This is a genomic window from Reyranella sp. GW821-FHT14A01, assembly GCF_058803965.1.
This window is the reverse complement of record NZ_JBXAPM010000007.1, coordinates 78,975-104,662: the sequence shown is the minus strand read 5'-3', so window position 1 is coordinate 104,662 and position 25,688 is coordinate 78,975. Positions and strand designations below refer to the sequence as shown.

The 25,688-nt window shown below is 66.7% G+C and carries 31 protein-coding genes and 1 tRNA gene; 23 read left to right on the top strand and 9 right to left on the bottom strand.

Annotated features, from left to right (window positions below; genetic code table 11):
• Positions 1-132 precede the first annotated feature (132 nt).
• Positions 133-1,023, bottom strand: coding sequence for a PaaI family thioesterase (locus AC1ROX_RS13730; RefSeq protein ID WP_493126423.1), 891 nt, complete (start codon positions 1,021-1,023; stop codon positions 133-135).
• A 78-nt stretch (positions 1,024-1,101) separates the two neighbouring features.
• Here AC1ROX_RS13730 and AC1ROX_RS13725 point away from each other — a divergent pair, with 78 nt between their 5' ends.
• The 3 genes from AC1ROX_RS13725 to AC1ROX_RS13715 are packed head-to-tail and all read left to right on the top strand — an operon-like array spanning position 1,102 to position 4,698.
• Positions 1,102-1,887 carry an enoyl-CoA hydratase gene (locus AC1ROX_RS13725; protein ID WP_493126421.1) on the top strand — a complete coding sequence of 262 codons (786 nt, stop codon included), beginning with the start codon at positions 1,102-1,104 and terminating at the stop codon, positions 1,885-1,887.
• A gap of 30 nt (positions 1,888-1,917) precedes the next feature.
• Positions 1,918-2,898 (top strand): Bug family tripartite tricarboxylate transporter substrate binding protein, encoded by a 981-nt coding sequence (locus tag AC1ROX_RS13720; RefSeq protein WP_493126419.1) that lies wholly within the window; start codon positions 1,918-1,920, stop codon positions 2,896-2,898.
• Positions 2,899-2,901: 3 nt separating this feature from the next.
• Complete coding sequence (locus AC1ROX_RS13715; protein ID WP_493126417.1) at positions 2,902-4,698, top strand: acyclic terpene utilization AtuA family protein; 1,797 nt, start codon at positions 2,902-2,904, stop codon at positions 4,696-4,698.
• Positions 4,699-4,783: 85 nt separating this feature from the next.
• Here AC1ROX_RS13715 and AC1ROX_RS13710 read toward each other — a convergent pair whose 3' ends face one another.
• Positions 4,784-5,485 (bottom strand): HXXEE domain-containing protein, encoded by a 702-nt coding sequence (locus tag AC1ROX_RS13710; RefSeq protein WP_493126415.1) that lies wholly within the window; start codon positions 5,483-5,485, stop codon positions 4,784-4,786.
• 133 nt (positions 5,486-5,618) lie between these two features.
• On the opposite strand from AC1ROX_RS13710, the gene AC1ROX_RS13705 reads away from it, so the two are divergent.
• From AC1ROX_RS13705 to AC1ROX_RS13650, 12 genes are all read left to right on the top strand, one after another.
• Entirely contained in the window at positions 5,619-6,311 is a 693-nt protein-coding gene (locus AC1ROX_RS13705) for a CerR family C-terminal domain-containing protein (RefSeq protein ID WP_493126413.1), read from the top strand.
• Between the two features lie 16 nt (positions 6,312-6,327).
• On the top strand, positions 6,328-7,863 hold the full coding sequence (locus AC1ROX_RS13700; protein WP_493126411.1) for an efflux transporter outer membrane subunit: 1,536 nt from the start codon (positions 6,328-6,330) through the stop codon (positions 7,861-7,863).
• Positions 7,864-7,915: 52 nt separating this feature from the next.
• On the top strand, positions 7,916-9,046 hold the full coding sequence (locus AC1ROX_RS13695; RefSeq protein ID WP_493126409.1) for an efflux RND transporter periplasmic adaptor subunit: 1,131 nt from the start codon (positions 7,916-7,918) through the stop codon (positions 9,044-9,046).
• Between the two features lie 22 nt (positions 9,047-9,068).
• On the top strand, positions 9,069-12,176 hold the full coding sequence (locus AC1ROX_RS13690; RefSeq protein WP_493126407.1) for an efflux RND transporter permease subunit: 3,108 nt from the start codon (positions 9,069-9,071) through the stop codon (positions 12,174-12,176).
• A 72-nt stretch (positions 12,177-12,248) separates the two neighbouring features.
• Positions 12,249-12,413 carry a hypothetical protein gene (locus tag AC1ROX_RS13685; protein ID WP_493126405.1) on the top strand — a complete coding sequence of 55 codons (165 nt, stop codon included), beginning with the start codon at positions 12,249-12,251 and terminating at the stop codon, positions 12,411-12,413.
• A 34-nt stretch (positions 12,414-12,447) separates the two neighbouring features.
• Positions 12,448-13,002, top strand: coding sequence for a dCTP deaminase (gene dcd, locus AC1ROX_RS13680; RefSeq protein WP_068190442.1), 555 nt, complete (start codon positions 12,448-12,450; stop codon positions 13,000-13,002).
• A gap of 12 nt (positions 13,003-13,014) precedes the next feature.
• Entirely contained in the window at positions 13,015-14,298 is a 1,284-nt protein-coding gene (gene murA, locus AC1ROX_RS13675; RefSeq protein ID WP_493126402.1) for a UDP-N-acetylglucosamine 1-carboxyvinyltransferase, read from the top strand.
• A 5-nt stretch (positions 14,299-14,303) separates the two neighbouring features.
• Positions 14,304-14,729, top strand: coding sequence for a DUF2948 family protein (locus AC1ROX_RS13670; protein ID WP_493126400.1), 426 nt, complete (start codon positions 14,304-14,306; stop codon positions 14,727-14,729).
• Between the two features lie 49 nt (positions 14,730-14,778).
• The gene (gene hisG / locus AC1ROX_RS13665; RefSeq protein WP_493126397.1) at positions 14,779-15,459 is read left to right on the top strand and encodes an ATP phosphoribosyltransferase; all 681 of its coding nucleotides are present in this window, start codon (positions 14,779-14,781) and stop codon (positions 15,457-15,459) included.
• On the top strand, positions 15,449-16,747 hold the full coding sequence (gene hisD / locus AC1ROX_RS13660; RefSeq protein ID WP_493126394.1) for a histidinol dehydrogenase: 1,299 nt from the start codon (positions 15,449-15,451) through the stop codon (positions 16,745-16,747). The genes hisG and hisD overlap by 11 nt, the downstream gene beginning before the upstream one ends.
• A 1-nt stretch (position 16,748) precedes the next feature.
• Positions 16,749-17,237: a UPF0262 family protein gene (locus tag AC1ROX_RS13655; protein ID WP_493126392.1), complete on the top strand. Its 489-nt coding sequence runs from the start codon at positions 16,749-16,751 to the stop codon at positions 17,235-17,237.
• Positions 17,238-17,250: 13 nt separating this feature from the next.
• Positions 17,251-17,694 carry an arsenate-mycothiol transferase ArsC gene (locus AC1ROX_RS13650; protein ID WP_493126390.1) on the top strand — a complete coding sequence of 148 codons (444 nt, stop codon included), beginning with the start codon at positions 17,251-17,253 and terminating at the stop codon, positions 17,692-17,694.
• Between the two features lie 10 nt (positions 17,695-17,704).
• Here the strand turns inward: AC1ROX_RS13650 and AC1ROX_RS13645 are convergent, their stop codons facing one another.
• From AC1ROX_RS13645 to AC1ROX_RS13630, 4 genes are all read right to left on the bottom strand, one after another.
• A complete protein-coding gene (locus AC1ROX_RS13645; RefSeq protein ID WP_493126388.1) occupies positions 17,705-18,016 on the bottom strand; it encodes a hypothetical protein in 312 nt (103 codons plus the stop codon).
• Positions 18,017-18,195: 179 nt separating this feature from the next.
• Complete coding sequence (locus AC1ROX_RS13640; RefSeq protein ID WP_493126386.1) at positions 18,196-18,507, bottom strand: hypothetical protein; 312 nt, start codon at positions 18,505-18,507, stop codon at positions 18,196-18,198.
• A 149-nt stretch (positions 18,508-18,656) separates the two neighbouring features.
• Positions 18,657-19,232, bottom strand: coding sequence for a hypothetical protein (locus tag AC1ROX_RS13635; protein WP_493126384.1), 576 nt, complete (start codon positions 19,230-19,232; stop codon positions 18,657-18,659).
• A gap of 17 nt (positions 19,233-19,249) precedes the next feature.
• Positions 19,250-20,008, bottom strand: a complete 759-nt coding sequence (locus tag AC1ROX_RS13630) for a hypothetical protein (protein WP_493126382.1) — start codon at positions 20,006-20,008, stop codon at positions 19,250-19,252.
• A 199-nt stretch (positions 20,009-20,207) separates the two neighbouring features.
• Here AC1ROX_RS13630 and infA point away from each other — a divergent pair, with 199 nt between their 5' ends.
• The 5 genes from infA (at position 20,208) to AC1ROX_RS13605 (ending at position 22,526) form a co-directional block, all read left to right on the top strand.
• Positions 20,208-20,426, top strand: a complete 219-nt coding sequence (gene infA / locus AC1ROX_RS13625) for a translation initiation factor IF-1 (protein ID WP_216964027.1) — start codon at positions 20,208-20,210, stop codon at positions 20,424-20,426.
• A gap of 3 nt (positions 20,427-20,429) precedes the next feature.
• Positions 20,430-21,011, top strand: a complete 582-nt coding sequence (locus tag AC1ROX_RS13620; protein WP_493126380.1) for a Maf family protein — start codon at positions 20,430-20,432, stop codon at positions 21,009-21,011.
• Positions 21,008-22,192, top strand: a complete 1,185-nt coding sequence (locus AC1ROX_RS13615; RefSeq protein WP_493126378.1) for a ribonuclease E/G — start codon at positions 21,008-21,010, stop codon at positions 22,190-22,192. Before AC1ROX_RS13620 ends, AC1ROX_RS13615 begins: the two co-directional genes overlap by 4 nt.
• Positions 22,185-22,415, top strand: coding sequence for a DNA gyrase inhibitor YacG (locus AC1ROX_RS13610; protein WP_493126376.1), 231 nt, complete (start codon positions 22,185-22,187; stop codon positions 22,413-22,415). The genes AC1ROX_RS13615 and AC1ROX_RS13610 overlap by 8 nt, the downstream gene beginning before the upstream one ends.
• A 35-nt stretch (positions 22,416-22,450) precedes the next feature.
• Positions 22,451-22,526 (top strand) — tRNA-Phe (locus AC1ROX_RS13605).
• A 94-nt stretch (positions 22,527-22,620) separates the two neighbouring features.
• Here the strand turns inward: AC1ROX_RS13605 and AC1ROX_RS13600 are convergent.
• From AC1ROX_RS13600 to AC1ROX_RS13590, 3 genes are read right to left on the bottom strand one after another with little or no spacing between them, the layout of a single operon-like run.
• Positions 22,621-22,926, bottom strand: a complete 306-nt coding sequence (locus AC1ROX_RS13600; protein ID WP_493126374.1) for a hypothetical protein — start codon at positions 22,924-22,926, stop codon at positions 22,621-22,623.
• Positions 22,923-24,077, bottom strand: a complete 1,155-nt coding sequence (locus tag AC1ROX_RS13595) for a tyrosine-type recombinase/integrase (protein WP_493126372.1) — start codon at positions 24,075-24,077, stop codon at positions 22,923-22,925. The genes AC1ROX_RS13600 and AC1ROX_RS13595 overlap by 4 nt, the downstream gene beginning before the upstream one ends.
• A complete protein-coding gene (locus AC1ROX_RS13590) occupies positions 24,049-24,276 on the bottom strand; it encodes a hypothetical protein (RefSeq protein ID WP_493126370.1) in 228 nt (75 codons plus the stop codon). The genes AC1ROX_RS13595 and AC1ROX_RS13590 overlap by 29 nt, the downstream gene beginning before the upstream one ends.
• Before the next feature lie 46 nt (positions 24,277-24,322).
• Here AC1ROX_RS13590 and AC1ROX_RS13585 point away from each other — a divergent pair, with 46 nt between their 5' ends.
• From AC1ROX_RS13585 to AC1ROX_RS13575, 3 genes are all read left to right on the top strand, one after another.
• Entirely contained in the window at positions 24,323-24,628 is a 306-nt protein-coding gene (locus tag AC1ROX_RS13585; protein WP_493126368.1) for a hypothetical protein, read from the top strand.
• A 57-nt stretch (positions 24,629-24,685) separates the two neighbouring features.
• Entirely contained in the window at positions 24,686-25,024 is a 339-nt protein-coding gene (locus AC1ROX_RS13580; protein ID WP_493126366.1) for a hypothetical protein, read from the top strand.
• Positions 25,025-25,120: 96 nt separating this feature from the next.
• Positions 25,121-25,378, top strand: a complete 258-nt coding sequence (locus tag AC1ROX_RS13575; RefSeq protein ID WP_493126364.1) for a hypothetical protein — start codon at positions 25,121-25,123, stop codon at positions 25,376-25,378.
• The last annotated feature ends 310 nt before the right edge of the window (positions 25,379-25,688 follow it).

Below are 25,688 nucleotides of genomic sequence, written 5' to 3'. Positions count from 1 at the left end.
GTAGCGCCGAATGATCCGCGATTCGGCTCGCTCAAGGGAGCGCGCAACTCCAGTTGCGCTCATATCTTGCTCATAGGCGAAGCTTGAGCGCCACTGGAGTGGCGCGCTCCACTAAGGCCGCTTCGATCCGCTCTAGCGGCGGGGCCTCAGCATCACCGTTGCGGAGTAGGAGAGCAGGGCGCGGCCGTTCTGTTCCAGCAGGCCGCGCAGGAAGGCGATCGACCTGCCCTGCTTGGGCACTTCGACGCGCGTGATCAGCGGCGCGGAGATGTCGCCGGCGGACAGGAACTCGGCGGCGAAGGAGACCGTGGCGGGCGCCAGGTCGCTGGTCATCGCCGCGGCGCGCGTGATGGCGGTGTCGGCGAAGCTCATCATGTAGCCGCCATGCAGCGCGCCGCCGGAGTTGCACATGCGCGCGAGCGTGGGCTGCACCAGCGAGGCGCCGTCGGCCTCCTTGCGCACGAAGGCCGGGCCGATATGCGTGGAGTAGAGGCTCGCCTTGAACGGCTCGAAGCCCTCGGGCACGACCTGCGGCGGCAGGTCTATCCTCGACGGCGCCTGCTCGTCCTTGCGCGCCATCGCCTTGGCGCGCGCGACGTGTCGGCACACGCCCGACCACAGCGCGATGGTGCGGCCTTCCTGGGTGATCGAGCCGCGCGCGAAGGCCATGCGTCCCGTCACCTGCAGCGGCTCGCCACGCGCTTCCAGCGGCGGTCCGATGACGGCGCCGTTCAGGAATTCGACGGCGATACTCACCGTCATGGCGAACGACGTATTGGTGCCTCCGTCGGCCGCGCGGCCCGCCACCAGGCAGAGCGCATAGTCGGCGAAGGTCAGGATGCCGCCGCCATGCACGCCGCCCATGTAGTTGCCGTGGCGTGGCAAGGTCGGCAGCACGCAATGCACCGTGCCGGCCTTCCGGGCATCGCCCTGGATGTCGAAATAGAACGGTCCGACATGATCCTCGAACGGATCCGGCGGCACGAACACGGTGTAGCGCGAGAGGTCGATGGTGTCGGGCATTGGCTCTTGTGAAGCGTCGTTGGCGGGTTCTAATAGAAGAGAATCACCCAATCACAAAGAGCCACGGAGCGAAACGTCATGGGGGAAGCCGCCCACAAGATCGAGGTCCGGCGCGACAAGCGCGAGGCCGGCACGGTGGCGCATCTCGTATTCGACAATGCGCGGCGGCTCAACGTCCTGAACCCGTCGGCCCTGCACGATCTCACCGAGACCTTCCACGCGCTGTCGGCCGAGGAAGATCTGCGTGTCGTCGTCTTCTCCGGCGCCGGCGGCCGGGCCTTCATCGGCGGCGCCGACATCAACCACATGGCGGGAATGCGCACGTCCGAGGACGGCCGGACCTTCATCACCATGGTCCACAAGCTCTGCCAGTCGATCCGCGACTGTCCGGTGCCGGTGATCTGCCGTCTTGAGGGCTACACCTTGGGCGCCGGCCTCGAAGTGGCGGCGGCCTGCGACCTGCGCATCGCCACCGACACGGCGCATTTCGGCATGCCCGAGGTCAAGGTCGGCATTCCCTCCGTCGTCGAGGCGGCACTGCTGCCGCGCCTGATCGGTTGGGGGCGCACCTCGTGGATGCTGCTCACCGGCGAGAACATCGACTCCGCCAAGGCCGAGGCCTGGGGCATGGTCGAGGAAGTCGTCGAGACGGTGAAGATCGACGCCGCGGTCGAACGCTGCGTGCATTCGATCGTCGACGCGACGCCGCTCGCGGTGCGGGCGCAGAAGCGCCTGATGCGCCGCTGGGAGCGGCTGCCGCTCGACGAGGCGGTGCAGGCCGGCATCGATTCCTTCGCCCAGTCGGTCGCCGAGGGCGAGCACATCGAGCGCATGGGCGCCTTCGTCAATCGCAAGAAGAAGTAAGAAAATCAGAGCAGGGAAGGATACGAGACAATGATCGACCGCCGTCAATTCCTGGTCTCCGCTGCGGCGTCCGCCGCGCTGGGACCGACCGTATCGACCGCCGCGCTGGCCCAGGCCGCATGGCCCACGAAGCCGGTCAGCATCGTGATCCTGTTCGCCCCCGGCAGCGGCACCGACACGATGGCGCGCATCTTCGCCGAGAAACTCTCCGCGCAGCTCGGCCAGCCGGTGACCGTCGACAACAAGCCGGGCGCCAACGGCACGATCGCCGGCGCCTTCGTGGCGCGCGCCGCGCCCGACGGCCACACGCTGATGTTCACCTCGAACACCTCGCACGCAGCCGCCGCGGCGCTGGTGAAGAACGTGCCCTATGACCAGGTGAAGGATTTCGAGACCATCGGCTTCATCGGCCTGGTCCCCTTCTGCATCGTCGCCAACCCCGCCGCGCCCTTCAATACGATCCAGGAACTCGTGGCCTACGCCAAGGCCAACCCGGGCAAGCTTTCCTACGGCACCGGCAACAGCACCGGCGTGGTGGCCGGCGAAACCCTGAAGCGGATGCTGGGCTTCGACGCCGTGCAGGTGCCCTACAAGAGCGTGCCGCCGGCGCTGAACGACGTGCTGAGCGGCACGCTGCAATACATGATCGCCGACATCGGCACCGTGCTGCCTCATGTCAGGGCCGGTCGCGTGAAGGCGATCGCGTCGATCTCGAGCGAGCGTTCGCCCAACCTGCCGGACCTCAAGACCTTGCGCGAGCAGGGCATCGATTTCGACCTTGACGGCTGGTACGCCATGTTCGCGCCGGCCAAGACGCCGCGCCCGATCATCGACAAGTTGAACGCGATCATCCGGGAAGAATACGCGAAGCCCGAGATGCAGCAGCGCATGCGCGACTTCAACACGATCCTCAAGCCCGGCTCGCCGGAAGAGCTGCTGGCCTTCCAGAAGGCCGAGATCGAGAAATGGACGAGGCTCGCGCGCGAGGCGGGGATCCAGCCGGAGGGCTAGACGATGAGCAAGACCGTCCGCATCGGCTGCCATTCGGGATTCTGGGGCGACACCGAGACCGCCGCGGTGCAGCTCGTGCGCCACGGCAAAGTCGACTATCTGGTGAGCGACTATCTGGCCGAAGTCACCATGTCGATCATGGCGGCCCAGAAGCTGCGCAATCCGCAGGCGGGCTATGCGCTCGACTTCGTGACCGTCGTGATGGCGCCGCTGGCGCGCGAGATCGCCGAGAAGAAGATCAAGGTCGTGACCAATGCCGGCGGCGTCAATCCGCTGGCCTGTCGCGACGCCGTGCTCAAGGCCTGCGAGGCCGCAGGCGTGACGCTCAAGGTCGCGGTCGTGCTGGGCGACGATATCCTGCCGCGGGTGGACGAGTTCCGCGCCGCCGGCATCCGCGAGATGGACACCGGCGCCGAGCTGCCCGCCAAGATCGCCAGCATGAACGCCTATCTCGGCGGCTTCCCGATCGCACGGGCGCTGGCCGAGGGCGCCGACGTGGTCATCACCGGACGCTGCGTCGATTCCGCCGTGACTTTGGGCGCGCTGATCCATGCATTTTCGTGGACGCCGGGGGAGTTCGACCGGCTCGCCGCCGGCACGCTGTGCGGTCACATCATCGAATGCGGCGCGCAGTGCAACGGCGGCAACTTCACCGATTGGCGGCTGGTGCCCGACTACGACAATATGGGTTTCCCGATCGCCGAAGTGTCGAGCGACGGCAGCTTCGTGCTTTCCAAACCCGACAATACCGGCGGCTTGATCAGCACCGCGACGGTCGCCGAGCAGATGCTCTACGAGATCGGCGATCCGCGCGCCTACATGGTGCCCGACGTCGTATGCGACTTCACGCAGGCGACCTACGAGCAGGTCGGCAAGGACCGCGTGCGCGTCAGCGGCGCGAAGGGACGGCCGCCGACCGACACCTACAAGGTCTCGACCACCTGGTCCGACGGCTACAAGTTCAGCTCGATCTTCATGCTGGGCGGACGCGAGGCGGTGGCCAAGGGCCGGCACAGTGCGGAGTCGATCATCAAGAAGACGCGCCGCATGTTCGCCGAGAAGGGCATGGCGGATTATCGCGACGTCAGCATCGAGGTGATCGGCAGCGAAGCGACCTATGGGCCGCACGGCCGCACGCCCGACGCGCGCGAAGTCGTGGTGAAGATCGCGGCCAAGCACGACCAGAAGGAAGCGCTCGGCCTGCTCGGCCGCGAGATCTCGCCGATGTCGACCGGTGGCGTGGTCGGCATGACCGGCAGCTTCGGCGCCGGCCGTGTCTCGCCCTCGCCGGTCATCCGCATGTTCTCCTGCCTCGTGCCGAAGACGATGGTGCCGGTCACGGTCGATGTCGGTGGTCATCAGATCGCGATGCAGGAAGGTGCGTTGAGCGGCGGCTTCACGGCCGCGCAATTGCCGACGGAAGCCCCGCCGGCTTCGTCTTCGACGACCAGCGATACGACCACCGTGCCGTTGGTCGCACTGGCCTATGGCCGCTCGGGCGATAAGGGCGACAATGCCAACATCGGCATCTTTGCACGCGAGCCCCAGTACGAGTCCATCCTCGATGCCGAGGTGACGGAAGAGGCGGTGGCGAAATACTTCGCCCATCGCATCAACGGCCCGGTCACGCGCTGGCGGCTGCCCGGCATCAAGGGCTTCAACTTCCTGCTGCGCCAGGCGCTGGGCGGCGGCGGCATGGCCTCGCTCAAGGCCGACCCGCTGGCCAAGGCCTTTGCCCAGATGCTTTTGGACATGCCGGTCCGCGTGCCGAAGGAGCTGGCGGCGAAGCTTGGCGCTTAGAGCGGTGTGCCTCTAGGTCCCGAGCCATCACAACCCCGGGAATCGCCCCCCGGGGGGTCCGTTTCGTTTATTTCGTTTATTTCGTTTATTGGCGATGTCGCCGGCACGTCGCGAGTAAGACGATCAGGCCGGCGATCGCCGGGTTGAGGACCTGGATCGCGTCTAGCAGGACGACGCTGATCGCGCCGGCGATGTAGGCCTTGAGCGATCCGAGCAGGATGGCGTGCAGGACGATTCCCGCGCCGACAGTGGCGATGACGGCGCGCCAGCCGAGGTCATCGCGCTTCAAGGCGACATGGAACGCCCAGAGCGACAGCGGCAGGAACAGGACGATCGCGGTGACGACGCCGGGATTGTAGCCGCCCTGGGCGATGGCCGGCCCGAGATGGGCGAACAGGTTCACGAAGGGGATCGAGAAGTAGCTGAGGGCCAGGGCGGGCCAGCGCCGGCCGAGCAGGGCTGCCGCCGGCCCCGCCAGCCAGACGGCGGCGATGTTGACGGCCGTGATGAAGGAATAGGGGACGGGGCAGGTCGCGGCATCGGCGAAGCCCAGGTTTGCGCACAGGAAGCCGCGGAAGGCGTAATGCCCGCCCTCGGCATCGATCCCGTGCTCCTCGAACTGGTGCACGAGGTAGATCCACGTGCCCGCCCAGGCCAGCCATGGCAGGTCGTTCCAGCGCGACCCGCTCTTGTTGCAGCGCAGCAAGTCGGTTATGAAAAGCAGGAATAGCAGTCCGACTGCAATGGCGAGGCCAAGATAGGGCCAGAGATAAGTAAAGCTGGGCATTCGGGCGCAAAGCTAACGTCGCAGAGGCGCGGCCGCCGCCGCTAATTTGCGCGATCCAAGACAATATCTATCGATTGACATAGTATATCGACCGATAAATAAGTCGCCCAGGTTAGCGCTGTTCAGGGTACTGATGACCGACATTCAAACCACCGGCCGCGGCCGCCCCGGCACTCAGGCGAGGGGCGAGGATACGCGGCGGCGCATCCTGGAAACCGCGCTCGATCTCTTCGCTGCTCATGGATACGAGGGCGCCAGCACCCGGCAGATCGCCGAGGGCGCGGGCGTGAACCTGCCGGCCATCCAGTATTATTTCGGCAACAAGGAAGGCCTCTACCGCGCGATCATCGAGGACATCGTCGCCGACACCGAGCGGCACATGGCCGAGGTGGCGCCACGCGTGCGGGCCGCTCTCGACGATCCCGCGACCACGCACGAGGCGCTGAGCGAGCTCCTCTGCGAGCTCCTCGAAGCCTTCGTCACCCTGGTGACCAGCGGCACCCAGGTCGAGAGCCGCCGGCTCATCTTCGCCCGCGCCGAGGTCGAGGAGACGCCCGGCCTCGACCGGCTGCACGACAATGGCATGAAGCAGATCTTCAATCCCTGCCTCGCTCTGTTCGCCCGTATCCAGGGCAAAGCGGAAGCCGGCCAGGAGATGACCCTGCGCACGATGGCGCTGATCGGACAGGTCGTCATCTTCTGCAACAACAACAAGCGACCCATCCTCACGGCCGGCGGCCTCGACGCCGACAGCGTGCGGCTGATGAAGCAGATCGTGCGCGAGCAGACGCTCGCCATCTGCCGCGCTGCGGCCCCCGCACCCTAATTTCGCGAGTACCTGCATGCACAAGCGTTCGCCTTTCCTCGTCGCCTTCACGGCTTTCCTTCTCGCGGGCTGCACCGCGGGTCCGGACTTCGTGAAGCCCGACAAGCCGGCGCAGACGAGCTACACGCCGGAATCGCTGGCGCCGCAGACCAGCTCGGCGGCCGGCCCCGGCGGCGCGGCGCAGAGCTTCGTGCCTGAGATGGATATTCCGGGCGAATGGTGGACGCTGTTCCAGTCACCGCAGCTCGATGTGCTGATCAAGGAATCGCTGCAGGCCAATCCCGATGTCGATGCCGCGCAGGCCGCACTCCGCCAGGCGCGCGAGAACTTCTTCGCCCAGCAGGGCAGCCTGTTCCCGACCTTGAGCGCCAATGCGTCCGGCACTCAGCAGCAGGTTTCGCTGGCGTCGCAGGGCCAGAGCGGCCCGGCGATCACCTATGGCGTCACGGCGGCGTCGCTCAACATCTCCTATTCGCCCGACATATTCGGCGGCGTGCGGCGCCAGGTCGAATCGCGGGAAGCCCTGGCGGAAGTCCAGCGCTTCCAACTCGAGGCGACGTACCTGACGCTCACCTCCAACGTCGTCGTGGCGGCGATCAACCTCGCCTCGCTGCAGGCGCAGATCGACGCGACCAAGGGCATCATCGCCATCCTCAACAACTCGCTGGGCGTGGTGCGCCGCCAGTTCGACCTGGGCGGCGCCTCGCGCGCCGACGTGCTGGCGCAGGAAGCCGCACTCACGCAGACGCAGGCCACCCTGCCGCCGCTGGAGAAGCAGCTCGCCATCCAGCGCAACGGGCTGATGCGGCTGGTCGGCCGCACCCCGGACCAGGACCGGGGCGAGAAGTTCGATCTGGCCAAGCTGAAGCTGCCGACCGATCTGCCGCTCAGCCTGCCTTCGCAGCTTGTCGAGCAGCGGCCCGACGTGAAGGCCGCCGAAGCGCAGCTCCATTCCGCCAGCGCCGATATCGGCGTCGCCGTCTCCAATCAGATGCCGCAGTTCACCATCACCGGCCTGCTGGGCTTCTCCTCGGGCGGCCTCGGTTCGCTGCTCGTGCCGGGTGCGGGCGTGTGGAGCATCGGCTTCGGCCTCGCCCAGACCGTGTTCGACGGCGGCCGGCTCGACCATCAGCGGCAGGCCGCGATTGCGGCCTATGAGCGGGCGGCGGCGCAATATCGCGGCGTCGTGTTGTCTGCGTTCCAGGACGTCGCCAATGCGTTGCGCGCGCTGCAGGCCGATGCCGACACGCTGCGGGCACAGGTCGCCGCCGAACAGACGGCCGCGGCGAGCCTCAGGCTCTCCGAGCAGCAGTACCAGCTGGGCGCGGTGAACTACCTGATCCTGCTCAACGCGCAGCAGACCTACCAGACCGCCGTCATCAACCGGCTGCGCGCGCAGGCCGCGCGCTACTCCGACACCGCCGCGCTCTTCCAGGCGCTGGGCGGTGGCTGGTGGAACCGGACCGACGTCGATCCGAAATCGATGGGCAAGCCCACGCGCTTCGCGCTGCCGCCCGTCCAGGACATCAAGCTGCCGCGCGCCGGTCACTGAGCGTGCGGTTCATCAGGCATCAACTCGTTAAGCAAGGTTCAAGAGGCATACGATGATCAAGCGAATGCTCATCATGCTGGTTCTCGTCGGCGCAGTGCTCGGCGGGCTGTTCGGCTTCAAGGGTTTCGTCAACGGCAAGATCAAGGAGGCGATGGCCGGCATGGCCAACATGCCCCAGACGGTCTCCGCCATGAAGGCCGAGAGCAGCGACTGGCAGCCCAAGATCGATGCGGTCGGCAGTCTGCGCGCCGTGCGCGGCGCGGAGCTGTCGCTCGAAGTGCCGGGCGTGGTCGAAGAGATCACCTTCGAGTCCGGCGACCAGGTGAAGGCGGGGCAGGTGCTTCTCGCCCTGCGCAAGGACGACGAGGTGGCCAAGCTGCAGTCGCTCGAGGCGACGGCGACGCTTGCCCAGATCACCTACGACCGCGACGTGAAGCAGCTCAAGGCGCAGGCGATCAGCCAGGCGATCGTCGACAACGACGAGGCCAACCTGCGCAACGTCAAGGCGCAGGTCGCCCAGCAGAAGGCGATCGTCGAGAAGAAGACGCTGCGGGCGCCGTTCGACGGCAAGCTCGGCCTGCGCCAGGTCGATCTCGGCCAGTTCCTCTCGGCCGGCACCGTGATCGCCACGCTGCAGTCGCTCGACCCGATCTATGTCGACTTCCTGTTGCCGCAGCAGGCCGTGGCGCAGGTCACCGTGGGCGAAAAGGTCAGGGCCAAGATCGACGCGTTCCCGGGCCGCACCTTCGAGGGCAAGATCACCGCCATCAACCCGAAGATCGAGACGGCCAGCCGTAACCTACAGGTGCGGGCCACGCTGCCCAACGCCGACCAGAAGCTGCTGCCCGGCATGTTCGCCACGGTCGAGCTGGACACAGGTGCTGCGCAGCGGCTGGTAACGCTGCCGCAGACGGCGGTGGCCTATAATCCCTATGGCTCGCTGGTCTACATCGTCGACGACAAGGGCAAGACGCCCGACGGCAAGCCGCAGCTCGTTGCCCGCCAGGTCTTCGTCACGACCGGCGCCACGCGCGGCGACCAGGTCGCAATCCTGAAGGGCGTGGCCGAGGGCGACATGGTCGTCACCTCCGGCCAGATCAAGCTGCGCAACGGCGTGCCGGTGATCGTGGACAACCGCGTCGTCCCGACCAACGACCCTGCGCCGAAGATCGTCGACAAGTAATCAGCTTTCAGGACATCGTCCCATGAAGTTCACCGATATCTTCATCCGCCGCCCGGTTCTGGCGAGCGTCGTGAGCCTGCTGATCCTGGTCGTCGGCCTGCGCGCCATCAGCGCGCTGCCGGTGCTGCAGTATCCGCGCACCGAGAACGCCGTCGTCACGGTCATGACGACCTATTACGGCGCCGATCCCGACGTCATCGCGGGCTTCATCACCACGCCGCTGGAGCAGGCGATCGCGCAGGCCAACGGCATCGACTACATGACGTCGACCAGCCAGAGCGGTGTCAGCACCATCACGGTCTACCTGCGACTCAACTACGATTCGAGCAAGGCGCTGACCGAAATCAACACCAAGGTGAGCTCGGTGCTGAACCGGCTGCCCTCCGGCACGCAGCAGCCGATCCTGACGGTGAAGATCGGCCAGACGATCGACGCGATGTATATCGGCTTCAACAGCACGGAGCTGGCCCCCAACCAGATCACCGACTACCTGACCCGCGTCGTGCAGCCCAAGCTGCAGGCGGTCGAGGGCGTGCAGACGGCCGAGCTGCTGGGCGCCAAGAACTTCGCGCTGCGCGCCTGGCTCGATCCGCAGAAGCTCGCGGCCTACGGCCTGACAGCCGCCGATGTCAGCCAGGCACTGACGGCGAACGACTACATCGCGGGCCTCGGCACGACCAAGGGCCAGATGGTGCAGGCCACGCTCAAGGCCTCGACCGCGCTGAGTTCGCTGCAGGAGTTCCGCAACCTCGTGCTGAAGCAGCAGGACGGCGCCATCGTCCGGCTGAGCGACGTGGGCAACGTGACCCTGGGTTCCGACGACTACGAATCCGAGGTGAGCTTCGACGGCCAGAAGGCGGTCTATATCGGCATCCAGGTGGCGCCGGCCGCCAACCTGCTCGACGTCATCGCCGGCGTCCGCAAGATCTTCCCCGAGATCCAGGCGCAGCTCCCGCAGGGGCTGAACGGCCAGGTCATCTACGACTCGACGGAGTTCGTGAACAGCTCGATCGACGAGGTGATCCGCACCCTCGTCGAGGCGCTGGTGATCGTGACCCTGGTCGTCTTCGCCTTCCTGGGCTCGGTCCGCTCGGTGATCATTCCGGTCATCGCCATTCCGCTGTCGCTGATCGGCACCTTCGCGATGATGGCGGCCTTCGGCTTCTCCATCAATCTGCTGACCCTGCTGGCGCTGGTGCTGGCGATCGGCCTGGTGGTCGACGACGCCATCATCGTGGTCGAGAACGTGAACCGCCATCTCGAGGAGGGGCAGAAGCCTTTCCCGGCCGCCATCCAGGCGGCGCGCGAGCTGGGCGGGCCGATCATCGCCATGACCGTGGTGCTGATCGCGGTCTATGTGCCCATCGGCTTCCAGCGCGGCCTGACCGGCGCGCTGTTCACCGAGTTCGCCTTCACCCTGGTGGGCGCCGTCACCATCTCGGCGATCGTGGCGCTGACGCTGTCGCCCATGATGTGCTCGCGCATGCTGAAGCCGCACGACGCCGCCGATCGCGGCCTGGAAGCGCGCCTGATCCGCGGCATCGACCGCGTATTCGACGGCCTGCGCCGCGGCTATTCGCGCTGGCTGACCGGCAGCCTCAACTACCTGCCGGTCACGGCGACCTTCGCCGTGCTGGTGCTGGGCAGCATCGTCTACCTCTACTCGGCGACCAGCAGCGAGCTGGCGCCGCAGGAGGACCAGGGCATCATCATCGCGTTTGCGACCTCGGCGCCCAACTCGACCATCGACCAGCGCCAGATCTACTCGCGCGAGATCTACAAGATCGGCGCCAGCCATCCCGAGACCGACCACGTCTTCCAGCTCGACGTGCCCGGCCAGTCGATCGCGGGCTACGTCCTGAAGCCCTGGGACAAGCGCACGATGACCTCCAACCAGCTGCAGCCGATCGTGCAGCAGGAGCTGGCGGGCATTGCCGGTGCGCAGGTCGTGGCCTTCCAGCCGCCGCCGCTGCCGGGCTCGACCGGCCTGCCGATCCAGTTCGTCATCAACACGACGGGCGGGTTCGACGTGCTGAACGACGTGGCGCAGAAGTTCCTGCAGGAGGCGCTCGCCACCGGCCGCTTCATCTTCCTCAACACCGACCTCAAGATCGATGCGCCGCAGGCCACGGTCGTCATCGATCGCGACAAGGCGGCCCAGCTTGGCCTGAAGATGAGCGATATCGGCGGCGCGATGGGCTCGATGCTGGGCGGCGGCTACGTCAACTACTTCGCGCTCGACGGCCGTTCCTACAAGGTGATCCCGCAGGTCCAGCAGTCCTCGCGGCAGAACATCGACCAGATCCTCGACTATCACATCAAGGCGGCCGACGGCTCGTCGGTGCCGCTGTCGACCGTCGCGAAGCTCGTCACCAAGGCGATCCCGCAATCGCTCAACCACTTCCAGCAGCTGAACAGCGCCACCATCCAGGGCGTCGCCTTCCCCGGCGTGTCGCAGGCCGAGGCGCTGGAGACTCTGAAGGACCTGGCGGCGCGCACGCTGCCAGTGGGCTATTCGGTCGATTACGGCGGCGCGTCGCGCCAGTACGTTCAGGAGACCGGCGGCTTCATCGTCACCTTCGGGTTTGCGCTGATCATCATCTACCTGTCGCTGGCGGCCCTGTTCGAGAGCTTCCGCGATCCGCTGATCATCCTGTTCTCGGTGCCTATGTCGATCGCCGGCGCGCTGATCTTCCTGATGGCACTCAGCACCGTGGCGGTACCCGGGGCGACCCTGAACATCTACACGCAGGTCGGGCTGGTGACGCTGATGGGTCTGATCAGCAAGCACGGCATCCTGATCGTCGAGGTCGCCAACGAGCTGCAGGAAGCCGGCAAGTCGCGGCGCGAGGCCATCATCGAGGCCGCCGCCATCCGGCTGCGGCCCATCCTGATGACCACGGCGGCCATGGTGCTGGGCGTCGTGCCGCTGATCGTGGCGACCGGCGCCGGCGCCCTGTCGCGCTTCTCGATGGGCCTGGTGATCGCCAGCGGCCTGGCGGTCGGCACGCTGTTCACCCTGTTCGTGGTGCCGGCCGTCTACGTGATGCTGGCGACGGACCATTCCAAGAAACGCGGTGCCGGCGAACCCGGTGAGCCCGTCGAGGCCGCCCCTGCGGCGGGCGACTGACGCTTCAGGAATGTGGCCGGGGCGGCAGACAAGACTGCCCCGGCGCCCCCTCGATAGTGTATCCTCCGGGCCATGACGGCCCCCTCCAAACTCGTCCCGGAGAAGGACGAACGCGCCGAACGGCTTGCCGCCGCGTTGCGCGAAAACCTGAAACGGCGCAAGGCGCAGGCGCGCGCCAAGGGGGACGTCCCGAAACCGGCGGACACCGGTCGGACGGCCGACAAGACCGGCGGTTGAGCCGGCCCCCTCCCTCCTTTAGAAGCGCCCCCTGATGAGCATTCTTTCCGACCGCTGGATTCGCCGCATGGCGCAGGAGAAGGGCATGATCGAGCCCTTCGTCGACGCCCAGAAGCGCGAGGGCGTCATTTCATACGGCCTGTCGTCCTACGGCTACGACGCCCGGGTCGGAAACGACTTCAAGATCTTCACCAACGTCAATTCGTCGGTGGTCGATCCGAAAAACTTCGACCAGCAGAGCTTTGTCGACCGCAACACCGATGTCTGCATCATCCCGCCCAATTCCTTCGCGCTGGCGCGGACGGTCGAATATTTCCGCATCCCGCGTGACGTGCTGGTGATCTGCGTCGGCAAGTCGACCTATGCGCGCTGCGGCATCATCGTGAACGTGACGCCGCTGGAGCCGGAGTGGGAGGGCCATGTGACCCTGGAATTCTCCAACACGACGCCGCTGCCCGCGAAGATCTACGCCAACGAGGGCGCGTGCCAGTTCCTCTTCCTCCAGGGCAACGAGCCCTGCGAGGTTTCCTACCGCGACAAGGCCGGCAAGTATCAGGGCCAGCGCGGCGTCACCCTGCCGAAAATCTGAGCGGAGGCGGCCATGGACAGAATTCGCATCAAGGGCGGCCGCCAGCTGAACGGCCAGATCCGCATCTCCGGCGCCAAGAACGCGGCCCTGCCGCTGATGGTGGCGTCGATGCTGACCGACCAGCCGCTGACGCTGCACAACGTGCCGCGGCTGGCCGACATCACCACCATGATGCAGCTCCTGCGGCAGCATGGCGTCGAGATCACCGCCGCGGCCGGCGAGAACGGCCACAGCCACGGCACGACGATGGTGCTGAAGGCCTCCAAGATCACCTCGACCACGGCGCCCTACGACATCGTGCGCAAGATGCGCGCCTCGATGCTGGTGCTGGGCGTGCTGCTGGCGCGCGAGGGCCAGGCCAAGGTCTCCCTGCCGGGCGGCTGCGCCATCGGCGCGCGTCCCGTCGACCTGCATATTGCCGGCCTGCGGAAGATGGGCGCGGAGATCGACATCGACGGCGGCTACATGGTCGCGCGGGCACCCAAGGGCCTGAAGGGCGCGCGCTACACCTTCCCGAAAGTGTCGGTCGGCGCCACCGAGAACCTGATGATCGCGGCGGCGCTGGCCAAGGGCACGACCGTGCTCGACAACGCCGCGCGCGAGCCCGAGATCGCCAACCTCGCCGAATGCCTGTCGGCGATGGGCGTGCCGGTGGGCGGCATCGGCACCGAGACCCTCACCATCGAGGGCGTGACCTCGTTCAAGGCGATCGAGCACGAGGTCATTCCCGATCGCATCGAGACCGGCACCTACGCCATGGCCGTCGCGATGACGGCAGGCGACGTCGAGCTGATCGGCGGCAGGGTCGACCTGATCGACACGGTGGCCGCCAGCCTGCGCTCGGCCGGCGTTACGCTCGAGAACACCGAGAAGGGCATGCGCGTGCACCGGACCAACGGCGCGCTGCACGGCGTCGACGTGATGACGGAGCCGTTCCCCGGCTTCCCGACGGATCTGCAGGCCCAGATGATGGCGCTGATGACGCGCGCCGAGGGTGCCTCGATGATCACCGAAACGATCTTCGAGAGCCGCTTCATGCATGTGCCGGAACTGGCGCGCATGGGCGCCAACGTCACCATCCATCACCAGTCGGCGCTGGTGCGCGGCGTGCCGAAGCTGCGCGGCGCCGAGGTCATGGCGACCGACCTGCGCGCCTCGGTGTCGCTGGCGATCGCGGCCCTGTCGGCCGAGGGCGACACGATGCTCCACCGCGTCTACCACCTCGACCGGGGCTTCGAACGCCTGGAAGAGAAACTCAGCGCCTGCGGTGCCGACATCGAGCGGCTGAAGGGCTGACGCGGATGACGGCCAAGCTGAAACTGTCGGCGCTCGATGCCGACGACCTGGCCATCATCTCGGCCGCCGTCCAGGACGCCCTCGTGGCGGTGCGCGACTGCGCCTACCTCAAGGACGAGAAGCGCTTCGTCCTGCTGCTGAACCGGTTTCGCTGGGAAGAGGACACCGAGGCCGGCACCGGCTTTTCCCGCACCCATTCCGCCCTTATTTTCAATGATGTGACAGGCGTGCGGCACCATGACATCCCGACCGGTGAACCCGACCGGATGCTGGAAGTGCTGGCCGTCGTGCTCGAAAACGACCATTCAGTCCTCCTGCGCTTTTCGGCCGGCCGGGCCATACGTCTGGAAATCGGCCGGCTCGCATGCCATTTGGGGGATGTCGGGGAGCCTTGGCCCACCCCGTGGAAGCCCGCCCACCCGGTCGAATAGCCTTATCGGCTCCGGCGAGGGGCGGGCGTTCGTTACTGGAGAGTCCGTCGTGTCGAGCGAGCCCAACGAGAAGCTCATCCTGGCGCTGCCCAAGGGCCGCATCCTCAAGGAAGCGGCCCCCGTCTTTGCGCGCGCCGGCATCGAACCGGAGGCGGCCTTCGCCGATCCGGACGCCCGCCAGCTCCGTTTCACGACCAACCATCCCGACCTCGACATCATCCGCGTGCGCTCCTTCGACGTCGCGACCTTCGTGGCCTTCGGCGCCGCCCATCTCGGCATCGCCGGCGCCGACGTGCTGATGGAATTCGACTATCCGGAGATTTACGCGCCGATCGATCTCGGCATCGGCAAGTGCCGCCTGGCCGTCGCCGAACCGGCCGAGATGGCGGGCAACGACGATCCGCGCCGCTGGAGCCATGTCCGCATCGCCACCAAGTATCCCGAGGTGACGCGCAAGCACTTCGCCGCGCGCGGTGTCCAGGCCGAATGCGTCAAGCTCTCCGGCGCGATGGAGCTGGCGCCGTCGCTCGGCCTCAGCCACCGCATCGTCGATCTCGTCGATTCCGGCCGCACGCTGAAGGAGAACGGCCTGGTCGAGATCGAGCATATCGCCGACATCACCTCGCGCTTCATCGTGAACCGCGCCGCGCTCAAGACGCGGCCGGAGCGGGTCGGCCACTGGATCGACCGCTTCCGCGAGGTCGCCGTCGGGGCCGCCCGTGCCGCTTAGGCTCGACGCCTCGGCGCCGGGTTTCGAAAAGGAATTTTCGGCCTTCCTCGGGCGCAACCGGGACACCGACGAGAATGTCGACCGCATCGTCGCCGGCATCGTGGCCGACGTGCGGGCGCGCGGCGATGCGGCCGTCGTCGACTACACGGCGAAGTTCGACTGGGCAGGAATCAGCGCTGCCAACATGCGCATCTCCGACGCCGAACGCGACGCGGCCGCGGCACAGGTGCCGGCAGCGCAGCGCGAGGCGCTGACTTTTGCGGCCAAGCGCATCGAGGCCTTCCATCGCGCCCTGATGCCCAAGGACGTCGACTTCACCGACGCCACCGGCACGCGGCTCGGCGCGCGCTACCGGCCCGTCGATGCGGCCGGCGTCTATGTGCCGGGCGGCACGGCGGCGTATCCGTCGTCGGTGCTGATGAACATCGTGCCGGCCAAGGTCGCGGGCGTGGGCCGCATCGTGATGGTCGTGCCGACGCCGGGCGGCACGCTCAATCCGCTGGTCATGCTGGCCGCCGACATCGCCGGCGCCGACGAGATCTGGCGCATCGGCGGCGCGCAGGCTGTGGCGGCGCTCGCCTACGGTACCCAATCCATCAAGCCGGTCGACAAGATCACCGGGCCGGGCAATGCCTATGTCGCCGCCGCCAAGCGCCGTGTGTTCGGCCAGGTCGGCATCGACCTGATCGCCGGCCCCTCCGAGATCCTGGTGGTCGCCGACCGGAACAACGATCCGCAGTGGATCGCGGCCGATCTGCTGTCCCAGGCCGAGCACGATCCGTCGTCGCAATCGGTATTGATCGCCGACGATGCGGCGTTCGCCGACGCCGTCGAGCGCGCCGTTGAGGCCGAGCTGAAGACACTGGCGCGCGCCGAGATCGCCGGGCTGAGCTGGCGCGACAACGGTGCTGTCATCCTGGTGCCGGACTTCGCTGCCGCGCCGGCCATCGTCGACGCCATCGCCGCCGAGCATGTCGAGCTGGCGATGGAGATGCCAGAGGCCGAGGCGCTGTCGCAGAAGATCCGCCATGCCGGCGCGATCTTCCTCGGCCGCCATACGCCCGAGGCGATCGGCGACTATGTCGCCGGCACAAACCATGTGCTGCCGACGTCGCGCGCCGCGCGCTTCTCGGGCGGTCTGGGCGTCGCCGATTTCCTGAAGCGCACCTCGCTGGTCGCCTGCACGCCGCAGTCGCTGGCAGCCCTTGGTCCGTCCGCCGTGGCGCTCGCCGAAGCCGAGGGGCTCGGCGCGCACGGCCGGTCGGTCTCGCTCCGGCTGGGCCGCTGACATGCCGGCCGAACCGACCGACAAGGCACGGCGCATCGTCGACGTCGTGCTCGACGAGGAATCGGTCGCCCGGCGCACGCCCGAGGTCGAGCACGAGCGCGCCGTCGCGCTGTTCGACCTGATCGAGGAGAACGACTTCCTGCTGGTCGGCAGCCAGCCCGGCCCCTATCGCCTGCGCATCGGCATCTTCGAGCAGCGCCTGGTGTTCGACGTGCGCAACGACGCCGACGAGAAGCTGCGTGACATCGTCCTGTCGCTGACGCCGTTCCGCAAGGTCGTGAAGGATTACTTCCTGATCTGCGAGAGCTACTACGCCGCGATCAAGAAGCTGGGCCCGGCGCAGATCGAGGCGCTCGACATGGGCCGGCGCGGTCTGCACGACGAGGGCTCGGAGCTACTGCGCGAGCGGCTCGACGGCAAGATCGAGGTCGATCACGACACAGCCCGCCGGCTGTTCACGCTGATCTGCGCCCTGCACATCAAATCGTGAGCGTGGACGGGCGATGACCGGACTGCCGTCCAGCCTGCTCTTCGCCTGCAGCGAGAATTCCGTCCGGTCGCCGATGGCCGAAGCGCTGGCCAAGCGGCTCTACGGCCGGTCGCTGTACGTCGATTCGGTGGGGGTGCGCGCGAGCGATGTCGATGGCTTCGCGGTCTCCGTGCTCGACGAACTCGACATCGACGTCCACCGCCATCATGCCAAGACGTTCGGCGATGTCGATCCTGCCTCGTTCGAGCTGATCGTCACGCTGTCGCCGGAAGCCCATCACAGTGCGCTGGAATTCACGCGCGGTACGGCGACCGAGGTCGAGTATTGGCCGATGCCCGACCCCAGCGCCGTGGAAGGGTCGCGGGAGACGCGGCTCGATGCCTACCGCCGTACCCGCGACCAGGTCCTGGCCCGACTGAAGGCACGCTTCGGCGTCCCGATCGCACCGTCAGTCTAGCCCTGAGCGCCTAGCGCTGGGTGACGTGGCCCGACGGGTCGAGCGTGATCATGTAGTAGGTGTCGCCCTTGAGGGCCTGGCCCTGCCAGCTGCCGTCGTTGTTGCGCATCAGCATGGTGACATTGCCGTAGCCGGCATCGTGTATCCGCTGGCGGGCGATCGCGCCCTCGGCGGTCGGCGTCCAGTTGGGGGATACCGTCGGCATGGTGAAGCCCGCGGTGCCGATCGGCTCGGGGCCGGAGGTCTGGACTTGCGCCTGGACTGCAGCGGCCGAAAGGGTCACTGCTCCGATCAGGGATGCTGCGAGCAATGTACGCTTCATGATGTCTCTCCTAAGGTGCGAAGCGCTGCCACACTGGAGCGCTTTCGCCCGGGGCCATATCGGTACCGAATTGTGAGTGGATTGTGGCCTGCGTTCGCTTGCGCGCGCAGGTGAGGCACCTGCCTCGCGCAAGCGATTGTAAGGACCGTGTCAGCACGAGTTGGGCGAACCCTCAGCGCCTAGTGCTGCGTGACGTGGCCTGCCCGATCGAGCGTGATCAGGTAGTAGGTGTCACCCTTGAGGGCCTGGCCTTCCCAGCTGCCGTCGCTGTTGCGCGTCAGCATGGTGACGCCGTTGTAGCCCGCGTCGTGGATCTGCTGGCGGGCGATCGCGCCCTCGGCCGTCGGCGTCCAGTTGGGAACCACCGTCGGCATGCGGACGGTTACCGGTCCGGTCGGCTCGGGGCCGGAGGTCTGGACTTGAGCCTGGGCTGCAGCGGCCGAAAGGGTCACTGCTCCGACCAGGAATACGGCGAGCAATGTGCGGTTCATGATGGCTCTCCTTGGGCGCGAAGCGCTCCACAAGGAGCACTTTCGGCCCAGGGCCATTTCAGAACCGGATTGTGAATGAAATGCGGCTTACAACCTACTGCGCGAGCAGGCGAGCCATCGGCATCGCACGGCCGATTGTAAGGACGGTGTCACCGCGACTCAGGCGAGCCGGCGTACCACGCGGCGCGGTGCGAGCTGTGACGCGGCACCGGCAGGTTGACGAGATCCATGAACACCGAGGCGCCGCCGTCGGCTCCGGCGAGGTCGCCTTCCAGCACGTCGACGTCGAAGGTGAGCTTGTCGCCTTCGAGCTTCGGCGACTTCAGCGTGACCACGGCATCGACCACGCTGGCCTTCGCCTTGTTCAGCACCGACACGGTGGCGTTCGGCGGATCCTTCGCGAAGGAGTTCGGCGCCTTCAGCGTCCACTCCTCGAGCACGTGCGGCAGCATCGCGTGTCCGGCCGAGCGAACGGGGCGATCGGCGAACACGATGACGCTGGGGGCGATGCCTTCGAGGATCAGCTTGTTGTCCTGCAGCTTGGCGCCGCGGGCGTTCAGCACGAACATCGAGGGGATGAGGCGCGGATGACGCGACGCGCCGACGACCTTGGGCAGGCCCTGCACCGAGGGCGTGGCCGGCGCGGTCTGCGCCGAGGCGCCGAAGGCGAGGCCGAGTGTGGCAGCGGTGGTAGCCAGAGCGACGGAGAGGCGGAAGCTGTTCATGTTCTTCACCGTACGGCTCAGTAGCAGGGCAGGAGGGGCGGCTTGCCGCAGGTCGGCGCGTTGTAGCGCTGCTGGTAGCGCGGATCGATGTCGGGCGGCGGAGGGGCACCGGCACCACCGCCATTACCGCCGGCATACGGATACGGATTGACGGGCTGCGTCGGCGAGGGATTGGGCCAGCCGCTGAAGGTGCTGGTGCCGTCCGGATCGCCGATCGCCGGCGTCTCGCCGCCGGTCGTCTGGCTCTGGCCGTAATACTGCGCACCATGCGAGCCGATGCCGAACCAGATCGTGTCGATGAACACCGAGGCCGGGCCGTCGGCGGCGCCGAGGCTGCCCTCCAGCACATCGACGTCGAAGGTGAGCTTCTCGCCCTCGAGCTTGGCGGTCTTCAAGGTGACCACCAGGTCCGACACGTTGCTGCCGTCCTTGTGGAACACCGAGACCGTGGCGTTCGGCGGGTCCTTGGCGAAGCTGCCGGTGCGCCAGATGTCGGCCATGTCCGGGGTCACCATGTGTCCGACCGACCGCTTCGGCCGGCTGGTGAACAGGGTGGCGGTCGGCAGCACGCCGTCGAGGACCAGCTTCTGGCCGTCGAGTTTCGCACCGCGTGAGTTGATGACGATCAGCGCCGTCGAATACTGCCGCGTCGCGGGCTTGCCGATCGTCTTCTGCGCGGGATGGGTGATGGCGTTGGGCGGCGCGGTCGGGGCCGGACTCGCCTGGGCGAATGCGAGCGCCGGTGTCAGGAGCAGGGCGGCCACAAGGCCGGACATGCACGTTGCGTTCATCTTTGCTGGTCCTTCTTTCCCGGGCGTCCGCAGCCGCGCTCTGTATAGGGGAGGCGGGCTCCGGTGAGAAGGCCGGCCATACCCGCCTTTGCCCCCATGCTCTCCGGCGGCGCCATTGACTTACCCCCGCCTGCGGCCCATTTTCCGGCCGCTTTCCCAGAAATTCACCCCAGCCGGAGGCCGGATGGCCAAAGAAGACTTGATCGAATTTACGGGTGTTGTGTCAGAGCTGCTGCCCAATGCGATGTTCCGGGTGAAGCTCGACAACGACCACATCATCCTGGCCCACACATCGGGCAAGATGCGCAAGAACCGCATCCGCGTATTGGCAGGCGACCGCGTCACCGTCGAGATGACACCCTACGACCTGACCAAGGGCCGCATCACCTTCCGCTTCAAGTAGGCGTTGCGCGCCTCGCCGATCCTCCCGCTCGTACTGGCCTCCGCGTCTCCGCGACGGCTCGACCTGCTGCGGCAGGTCGGAGTCGAGCCCGCGACGATCGACCCTGCCGACATCGACGAAACGCCCCACGCCGGCGAGCTGCCGCGCGCCTATGCGTTGCGCATGGCGCGGGCGAAGCTCGAGGTCGTCAGGGCGCGTCATGCCGGCGCCCTCGTGCTGGCCGCCGACAGCGTCGTGGTCTGCTCCCGCCGCATCCTGCCCAAGACGGAAGACGAGGCCGAGGCACGCGATTGCCTGACAAGGATGTCGGGCCGGCGCCATCGCGTGCTGGGCGGCGTCGCCGTGGCCGGTCCTGACGGTAAGGTGCGGACACGCCTCGTCGAGACCATCGTGCGCTTCAAGCGGCTCGAGGCGGCGGAGATCGATGCCTATCTGGCCGGCGGCGAATGGCGGGGCAAGGCCGGCGGCTACGCCATCCAGGGCCGCGCCGCCGCCTTCGTCGCCTTTCTGTCCGGCTCCTACAGCAACGTTGTCGGCCTGCCGCTGTTCGAAACCGTTTCGCTCCTGAAGTCGGCGACGCCGTGAGCCGCGTCGATCGCCTCATCTGTCACGTGCTGCCCAAGGCGTTCCTGATGGCGCTGGTGACGGAGGGCCGGCTCGTCGAGCTGCAGGTCGTGCGCCGCGACAAGCCCTCGAAGGTCGATTGCATCTTCCTCGGCCGGCTGGAACGGGTGATGCCCGACCTCGATGCCGCCTTCGTCGATATCGGTACCGGCCGCTCGGGTTTCCTGCGCGCCGAGGACCGCTCGGGCACCGACGGCTGGCCGTTGCTCGGCGCGCCCGTGCTGGCGCAGGTGCGCAACGACGGCGAGGGCGACAAGGGCCCGCGCCTGTCGATGAACATCGCCATCAGCGGCCGTTATCTCGTCTACCACCCGAACGGTGCGGGCGTGACCTTCTCGCGCCGCATCGAAGGCGAGTCCGAGCGCGACCGCCTCAAGGCGCATGTCGAGGGACTGCTCGAGGGCGGCATCGTGCTGCGTACGGCGGCGTCCGGCGTCACGGCCGATGTGCTGCGCGCCGATGCCACCCATGTGCTGGAGCGCTGGGAGAAGATCAGGCGGCTGGCCCTTGATGTCGAGCCGCCGGCCGACCTGTCGTCGCGCGTGCCCGGCGAGCGCGACCCGATCGCCCGCGCGCTGCGCGATCACGGGGCCACGCTCGACGAGGTGATCCTCGACGACCGTGCCATGGCGCGGCGGCTGCAGGACGAGATGGACCGGCTGGGTGAGGCGATCCGCGTGCGCTGGCACAACGGCTCGATGCCGGCCTTCGACATCGACGACGTCGCGGGCCAGATCGACACGGCGCTGGCGCCACGCATCGCGCTGGAGAGCGGCGTCGAGGTGCTGTTCGAGCCGGGCGAGACGCTGTGCGCCGTCGATGTCGACAGCGCGAGCGCCGGCGGCCGGCAGGGCCGCGCGCCGCGCCGCCCGGTCGAGGTCAATCTCGAGGCGGCGCCGACGATCGCCCAGCAGCTCAGGCTGCGAAACCTCGCGGGCGCGGTGGTGATCGACTTCGTCACCATGCGCAGCGCCTACGATCGCGACAAGGTGCAGGCGGCGCTGGCCGAGGCCCTGGCGAGCGACCCGGTGCCGACCCAGATCTACGGCTTCACCCGGCTCGGCCTGTTCGAGTTGACCCGCGCGCGGCGCGGCCCGACCCTGGCGGCCCAGCTCGAAGCGCTGGAAAAGAGCGATGACTGACCGATCCCCGCCGCTGCGTGCCGTGCGCATCGAACCGAAATGTCCGACCTGCGGAAAACCCGCGGACCCCAAATACAAGCCGTTCTGCCGCAAGCGCTGCGCCGATATCGACCTCGGCCGCTGGCTGAAGGAGGGCTACCGCGTCGAGACCGATGAGGGGCCCGGCGAGGACGATCCGGAGAGCGGGGGCGGCACGCAGGGACCGTCTGGACAGCAGCGCTGACGCGTCCTATAAGCCCCGCCTCCAACGGACGGCATGCCCAGGTAGCTCAGTTGGTAGAGCATGCGACTGAAAATCGCAGTGTCGGTGGTTCGACTCCGCCCCTGGGCACCATTCCTTTTTCCCTATAATTTCAGCGAGTTAAGCAAGGACACCTGAGCCGCGCCGATCGGGCGGTTTTGTTTTTTAGACACCCTCGCTCGCAGTTTTAGACATCGATCCCGTTCCGTTCACGTTCCTGAGGCCGCAGCTTCAGTACTTGCTCGTATTCTGCCACTGCCCAAGCTTCGACGGCGTCGTACTGCTCCTTTGTCGCTCCGGGCATGTTGATCTGAATGAACCTGGTATCTTTTGCCGGGTCGTGTTCTGCCGCCATCAAGAGGCCCCCGCGGCGGATTTCCCTCATCCCTGGCTGATATTCGACCTTCATAGCCCAGCCATGCTTCGCCTTGCCTTCTGCCCACCAGGGAAAGGCCGCCGCGAATCGCTGCTTCCGATCTTCCGCTTCGTTCATTTTTTGCTCCGATGCTTCCTGTTGAGCGCTCGCGTGGCCTTGTCGGCCTGCCGGCTGCGGTTGCCGCCCTGCTCGTAGACCAGGCTCGCCGCGTCGCTCTCGTGGGCCATCATGCGCTTCCGGGCTTCGCGCTCGATGCCGAGGTCGTAGAGTTCGTTACCGAGCGAGTGGCGCAGGCCGTGGATGTTGAGGCCTCGCTTGACCTTCTTCTCGTCGGCCAACTCCCGGCATAGCCGGTTGATCATCGTCCGCAGGCCGCTTTCCGTGTAGGGCTCGCCGGCCTCGTTCACGACCAGGGTCTTAGCGTTGGGATTGACGCCCACCTCGTCCAGCAGGGCGATGAGCGGATCCGGGGCGAGCACGTTGGTGATCTTCTTCCCCTTGCGGGTCTTGCGGCGCGTGTAGACGAGACGCGGGCGCTGCCACACGGAAGGCGGCTGGTGCGTGATGTCGCCCGTCGGCCAGCCGGCGAACCTGCCCAGGCCGAGCGCCAGGAGGATGCCTTTCCAGCCGCGTTCACGGGCGCCGTCGACCATCGCATTGAACTCGGTGTCCGCCCAAGGCCGGTGCTGGGACTCCAGCTCCTCAGGGCGCTCCAGGTCGGGCACGCCCTTGGCCGTGTTCACGGTTAAATGGCCGTACAGGATGCCCCACGAGAACATCGTCGAGAGCACGGTGACGGCGTAGTTGCCGGTCCAGAAGCCGAAGGCCTTCCCGACCTTGTTGCGGATCTTGACCACGTTGGGCGTGTCGATCGCCGGCAGCATCAGCGTGGCGAGGTCGAGCTTGAGGGCCCGGCGCAGATAGCCGTCCTTCGGGTCGATCATGCGCTCGTAGCTCTTGCGGGTGGCCGGGGAGAGCTGCAGCCATTCCGGGGAGGGATCGCGCTTGGGACGGCCGTCCGTGCCGGGGATGCCGCGCCAGGCCTCGATAAGGTCGAGCAGGGCGCCGGCCTTGGCCTTGGGCTTCGGCAAGGCGGCCAGCTTCGCCTTCATCGCCTCGACTCGGGCGGCGAATTCTTCCGGCTGCTTGTTGGGATCGAGGCGGTTGCCGGCCTCGTCGGTGATCGCCTCGCCGCTGGCCCGCAGGTAATAGTACGTCGTGCCGTTGCTGACGTAGCGCTTAATGCCCGAGATGTGGACCGTCGTCATCGTCCAGTAGCCTTCCCAGCGCCTCAGGGGTCTGAACCTCCCGCGACCCGCCGCTGGCGTCAATCCAGTCGTCCAGGGATTTGCGGGTGAAGCGAAGCTTGCCGCCGGACGTGCGGGCGTCGAGATGGGGCACCACCAGGGCACTGAACTCGGCAGCCGGCATATCGTCCAGGTAGGCACGTGCCGTCAGCGGCTTCATCAGAGCTGGCCAATCTCTCGCCACTTTACTCATGCAGGGTCGCTCCATGACTGCCGTCCGGAAAACGGTCTTCACAACGTTCGACTCCGCCGCGGCGCGAATTCGCGAAAGCCTTGATCGGCTCGATGCCGATGGCGAACCGCTGGATGCGTGGCAGTCCGATATGTTCGCCCGTGCGCTGGCTTACCTTCAGGTCGGAAACTACAGCCTCGCCCATGACGCGGCCTTCAAGGCGGGCCGACCGCAGTTGTTCCGAACCAGGGCCGCCAGCATCGCCTCGAGCGGCGGTCCTGTTGTGACGGTCGCAGAGATGAGAGCGGAATTGGACCGCGTGGTCGCCGCTGCCATCTGACACCACTGGTTGCAGTGTGTTGGAAATTTCGGCGATTTTGCTGTAACTTAACATGTGATGCTTCAGCCCAACGATCCGACGATCGCTGCTCTCGCGCGTCGCATTCACCGATTTGTCCTGGTTCTTGAGCGCTACAAGCGCCAACCCGGGCGCCGGGAGGCCTATTACGTCCTGTTGGCCATCGAGTGCCTTCGCGACGCCCGCTTCGGCGATGGCGTCGAAGCCATGAAGGCCGCGGAGCGTGTCGATGCCATTCCGATGACGGTCTCTGACATGCCGGGGCTTCATGACCACATGACTGCGGCAGACTTGCGCGCTGCCCTCCGGAGCGTGATCCGCGGCGATCGGGAAGAGAGCCCGGTCGCAGACCCTGGTGAATCTCTGTCCGCCTCTTGAAACGCGAAATTGGTGTTCCCATAAAATTGCCCGTCGAGAGCGAGGCCGCGGGGCTTCTGCGCACGCGGCCATGCTGGTCGAATGTGAGGAAGGAGCATGCCCGTCGTCGTCACGAGAGACGCGGCGAAAGCCGTCGTGCTGGCTGAACTCAATCGGCAGGCCGCCGAGCCCAAAGCCTGGGCGGAAATGAAACTGCTCTGTGCGATCGAAGCGATCCGAAGGGGCGATTACGATATTGCCCTCAATCACATCAGCACCCTGAGACGTGGTCCGACACTGGAAGAAGAGGCGATGAAGCCTCGCCGTCCCCTGCACACGCGGGAGCGATTGCGAAGGATGCTGGAAGTTCTGTGACATTGGCCCCGTGGGGCCGCCGACCAAGTTGGGAGCCTGATCGGCGGCGGGCCGGCAAGTAGATGGGGTATTGGTGCCGGCCTCCGCGAAGGGTTTTTGGGTGTGTGGGAAACCCTGCGCGTCACTGAAAGTGTTGGCGTCTTTGCCTCGCGAGTTCAATTCACACGCAAGTGAAGTGAGATCGAGGAACTGCAGTGCGGGCAGGGCGGTCGGAGTGTTCCTTAGAATGTGAAGTGATTGCCGGGGTTCACGTGGCGTCGAACATTCACAGGAACCGGACTCAACTGCGTGGCGTTCGCATCTGCGATAG

Excerpts from the sequence above, each read along its gene's own strand:
- AC1ROX_RS13600 (WP_493126374.1), bottom strand. The coding sequence starts at position 22,926 with ATGAACGAAGCGGAAGATCGGAAGCAGCGATTCGCGGCGGCCTTTCCC.
- AC1ROX_RS13695 (WP_493126409.1), top strand. The coding sequence starts at position 7,916 with ATGATCAAGCGAATGCTCATCATGCTGGTTCTCGTCGGCGCAGTGCTC.
- AC1ROX_RS13595 (WP_493126372.1), bottom strand. The coding sequence starts at position 24,077 with ATGACGACGGTCCACATCTCGGGCATTAAGCGCTACGTCAGCAACGGC.
- AC1ROX_RS13690 (WP_493126407.1), top strand. The coding sequence starts at position 9,069 with ATGAAGTTCACCGATATCTTCATCCGCCGCCCGGTTCTGGCGAGCGTC.
- AC1ROX_RS13655 (WP_493126392.1), top strand. The coding sequence starts at position 16,749 with ATGCCGGCCGAACCGACCGACAAGGCACGGCGCATCGTCGACGTCGTG.
- AC1ROX_RS13610 (WP_493126376.1), top strand. The coding sequence starts at position 22,185 with ATGACTGACCGATCCCCGCCGCTGCGTGCCGTGCGCATCGAACCGAAA.
- AC1ROX_RS13710 (WP_493126415.1), bottom strand. The coding sequence starts at position 5,485 with ATGCCCAGCTTTACTTATCTCTGGCCCTATCTTGGCCTCGCCATTGCA.
- AC1ROX_RS13705 (WP_493126413.1), top strand. The coding sequence starts at position 5,619 with ATGACCGACATTCAAACCACCGGCCGCGGCCGCCCCGGCACTCAGGCG.
- AC1ROX_RS13640 (WP_493126386.1), bottom strand. The coding sequence starts at position 18,507 with ATGAACCGCACATTGCTCGCCGTATTCCTGGTCGGAGCAGTGACCCTT.
- AC1ROX_RS13645 (WP_493126388.1), bottom strand. The coding sequence starts at position 18,016 with ATGAAGCGTACATTGCTCGCAGCATCCCTGATCGGAGCAGTGACCCTT.
- AC1ROX_RS13635 (WP_493126384.1), bottom strand. The coding sequence starts at position 19,232 with ATGAACAGCTTCCGCCTCTCCGTCGCTCTGGCTACCACCGCTGCCACA.
- AC1ROX_RS13575 (WP_493126364.1), top strand. The coding sequence starts at position 25,121 with ATGCCCGTCGTCGTCACGAGAGACGCGGCGAAAGCCGTCGTGCTGGCT.
- AC1ROX_RS13720 (WP_493126419.1), top strand. The coding sequence starts at position 1,918 with ATGATCGACCGCCGTCAATTCCTGGTCTCCGCTGCGGCGTCCGCCGCG.
- dcd (WP_068190442.1), top strand. The coding sequence starts at position 12,448 with ATGAGCATTCTTTCCGACCGCTGGATTCGCCGCATGGCGCAGGAGAAG.
- AC1ROX_RS13685 (WP_493126405.1), top strand. The coding sequence starts at position 12,249 with ATGACGGCCCCCTCCAAACTCGTCCCGGAGAAGGACGAACGCGCCGAA.
- murA (WP_493126402.1), top strand. The coding sequence starts at position 13,015 with ATGGACAGAATTCGCATCAAGGGCGGCCGCCAGCTGAACGGCCAGATC.
- AC1ROX_RS13715 (WP_493126417.1), top strand. The coding sequence starts at position 2,902 with ATGAGCAAGACCGTCCGCATCGGCTGCCATTCGGGATTCTGGGGCGAC.
- AC1ROX_RS13730 (WP_493126423.1), bottom strand. The coding sequence starts at position 1,023 with ATGCCCGACACCATCGACCTCTCGCGCTACACCGTGTTCGTGCCGCCG.
- AC1ROX_RS13630 (WP_493126382.1), bottom strand. The coding sequence starts at position 20,008 with ATGTCCGGCCTTGTGGCCGCCCTGCTCCTGACACCGGCGCTCGCATTC.
- AC1ROX_RS13725 (WP_493126421.1), top strand. The coding sequence starts at position 1,102 with ATGGGGGAAGCCGCCCACAAGATCGAGGTCCGGCGCGACAAGCGCGAG.
- AC1ROX_RS13650 (WP_493126390.1), top strand. The coding sequence starts at position 17,251 with ATGACCGGACTGCCGTCCAGCCTGCTCTTCGCCTGCAGCGAGAATTCC.
- AC1ROX_RS13700 (WP_493126411.1), top strand. The coding sequence starts at position 6,328 with ATGCACAAGCGTTCGCCTTTCCTCGTCGCCTTCACGGCTTTCCTTCTC.
- AC1ROX_RS13580 (WP_493126366.1), top strand. The coding sequence starts at position 24,686 with ATGCTTCAGCCCAACGATCCGACGATCGCTGCTCTCGCGCGTCGCATT.
- AC1ROX_RS13670 (WP_493126400.1), top strand. The coding sequence starts at position 14,304 with ATGACGGCCAAGCTGAAACTGTCGGCGCTCGATGCCGACGACCTGGCC.
- AC1ROX_RS13585 (WP_493126368.1), top strand. The coding sequence starts at position 24,323 with ATGACTGCCGTCCGGAAAACGGTCTTCACAACGTTCGACTCCGCCGCG.
- infA (WP_216964027.1), top strand. The coding sequence starts at position 20,208 with ATGGCCAAAGAAGACTTGATCGAATTTACGGGTGTTGTGTCAGAGCTG.
- AC1ROX_RS13590 (WP_493126370.1), bottom strand. The coding sequence starts at position 24,276 with ATGAAGCCGCTGACGGCACGTGCCTACCTGGACGATATGCCGGCTGCC.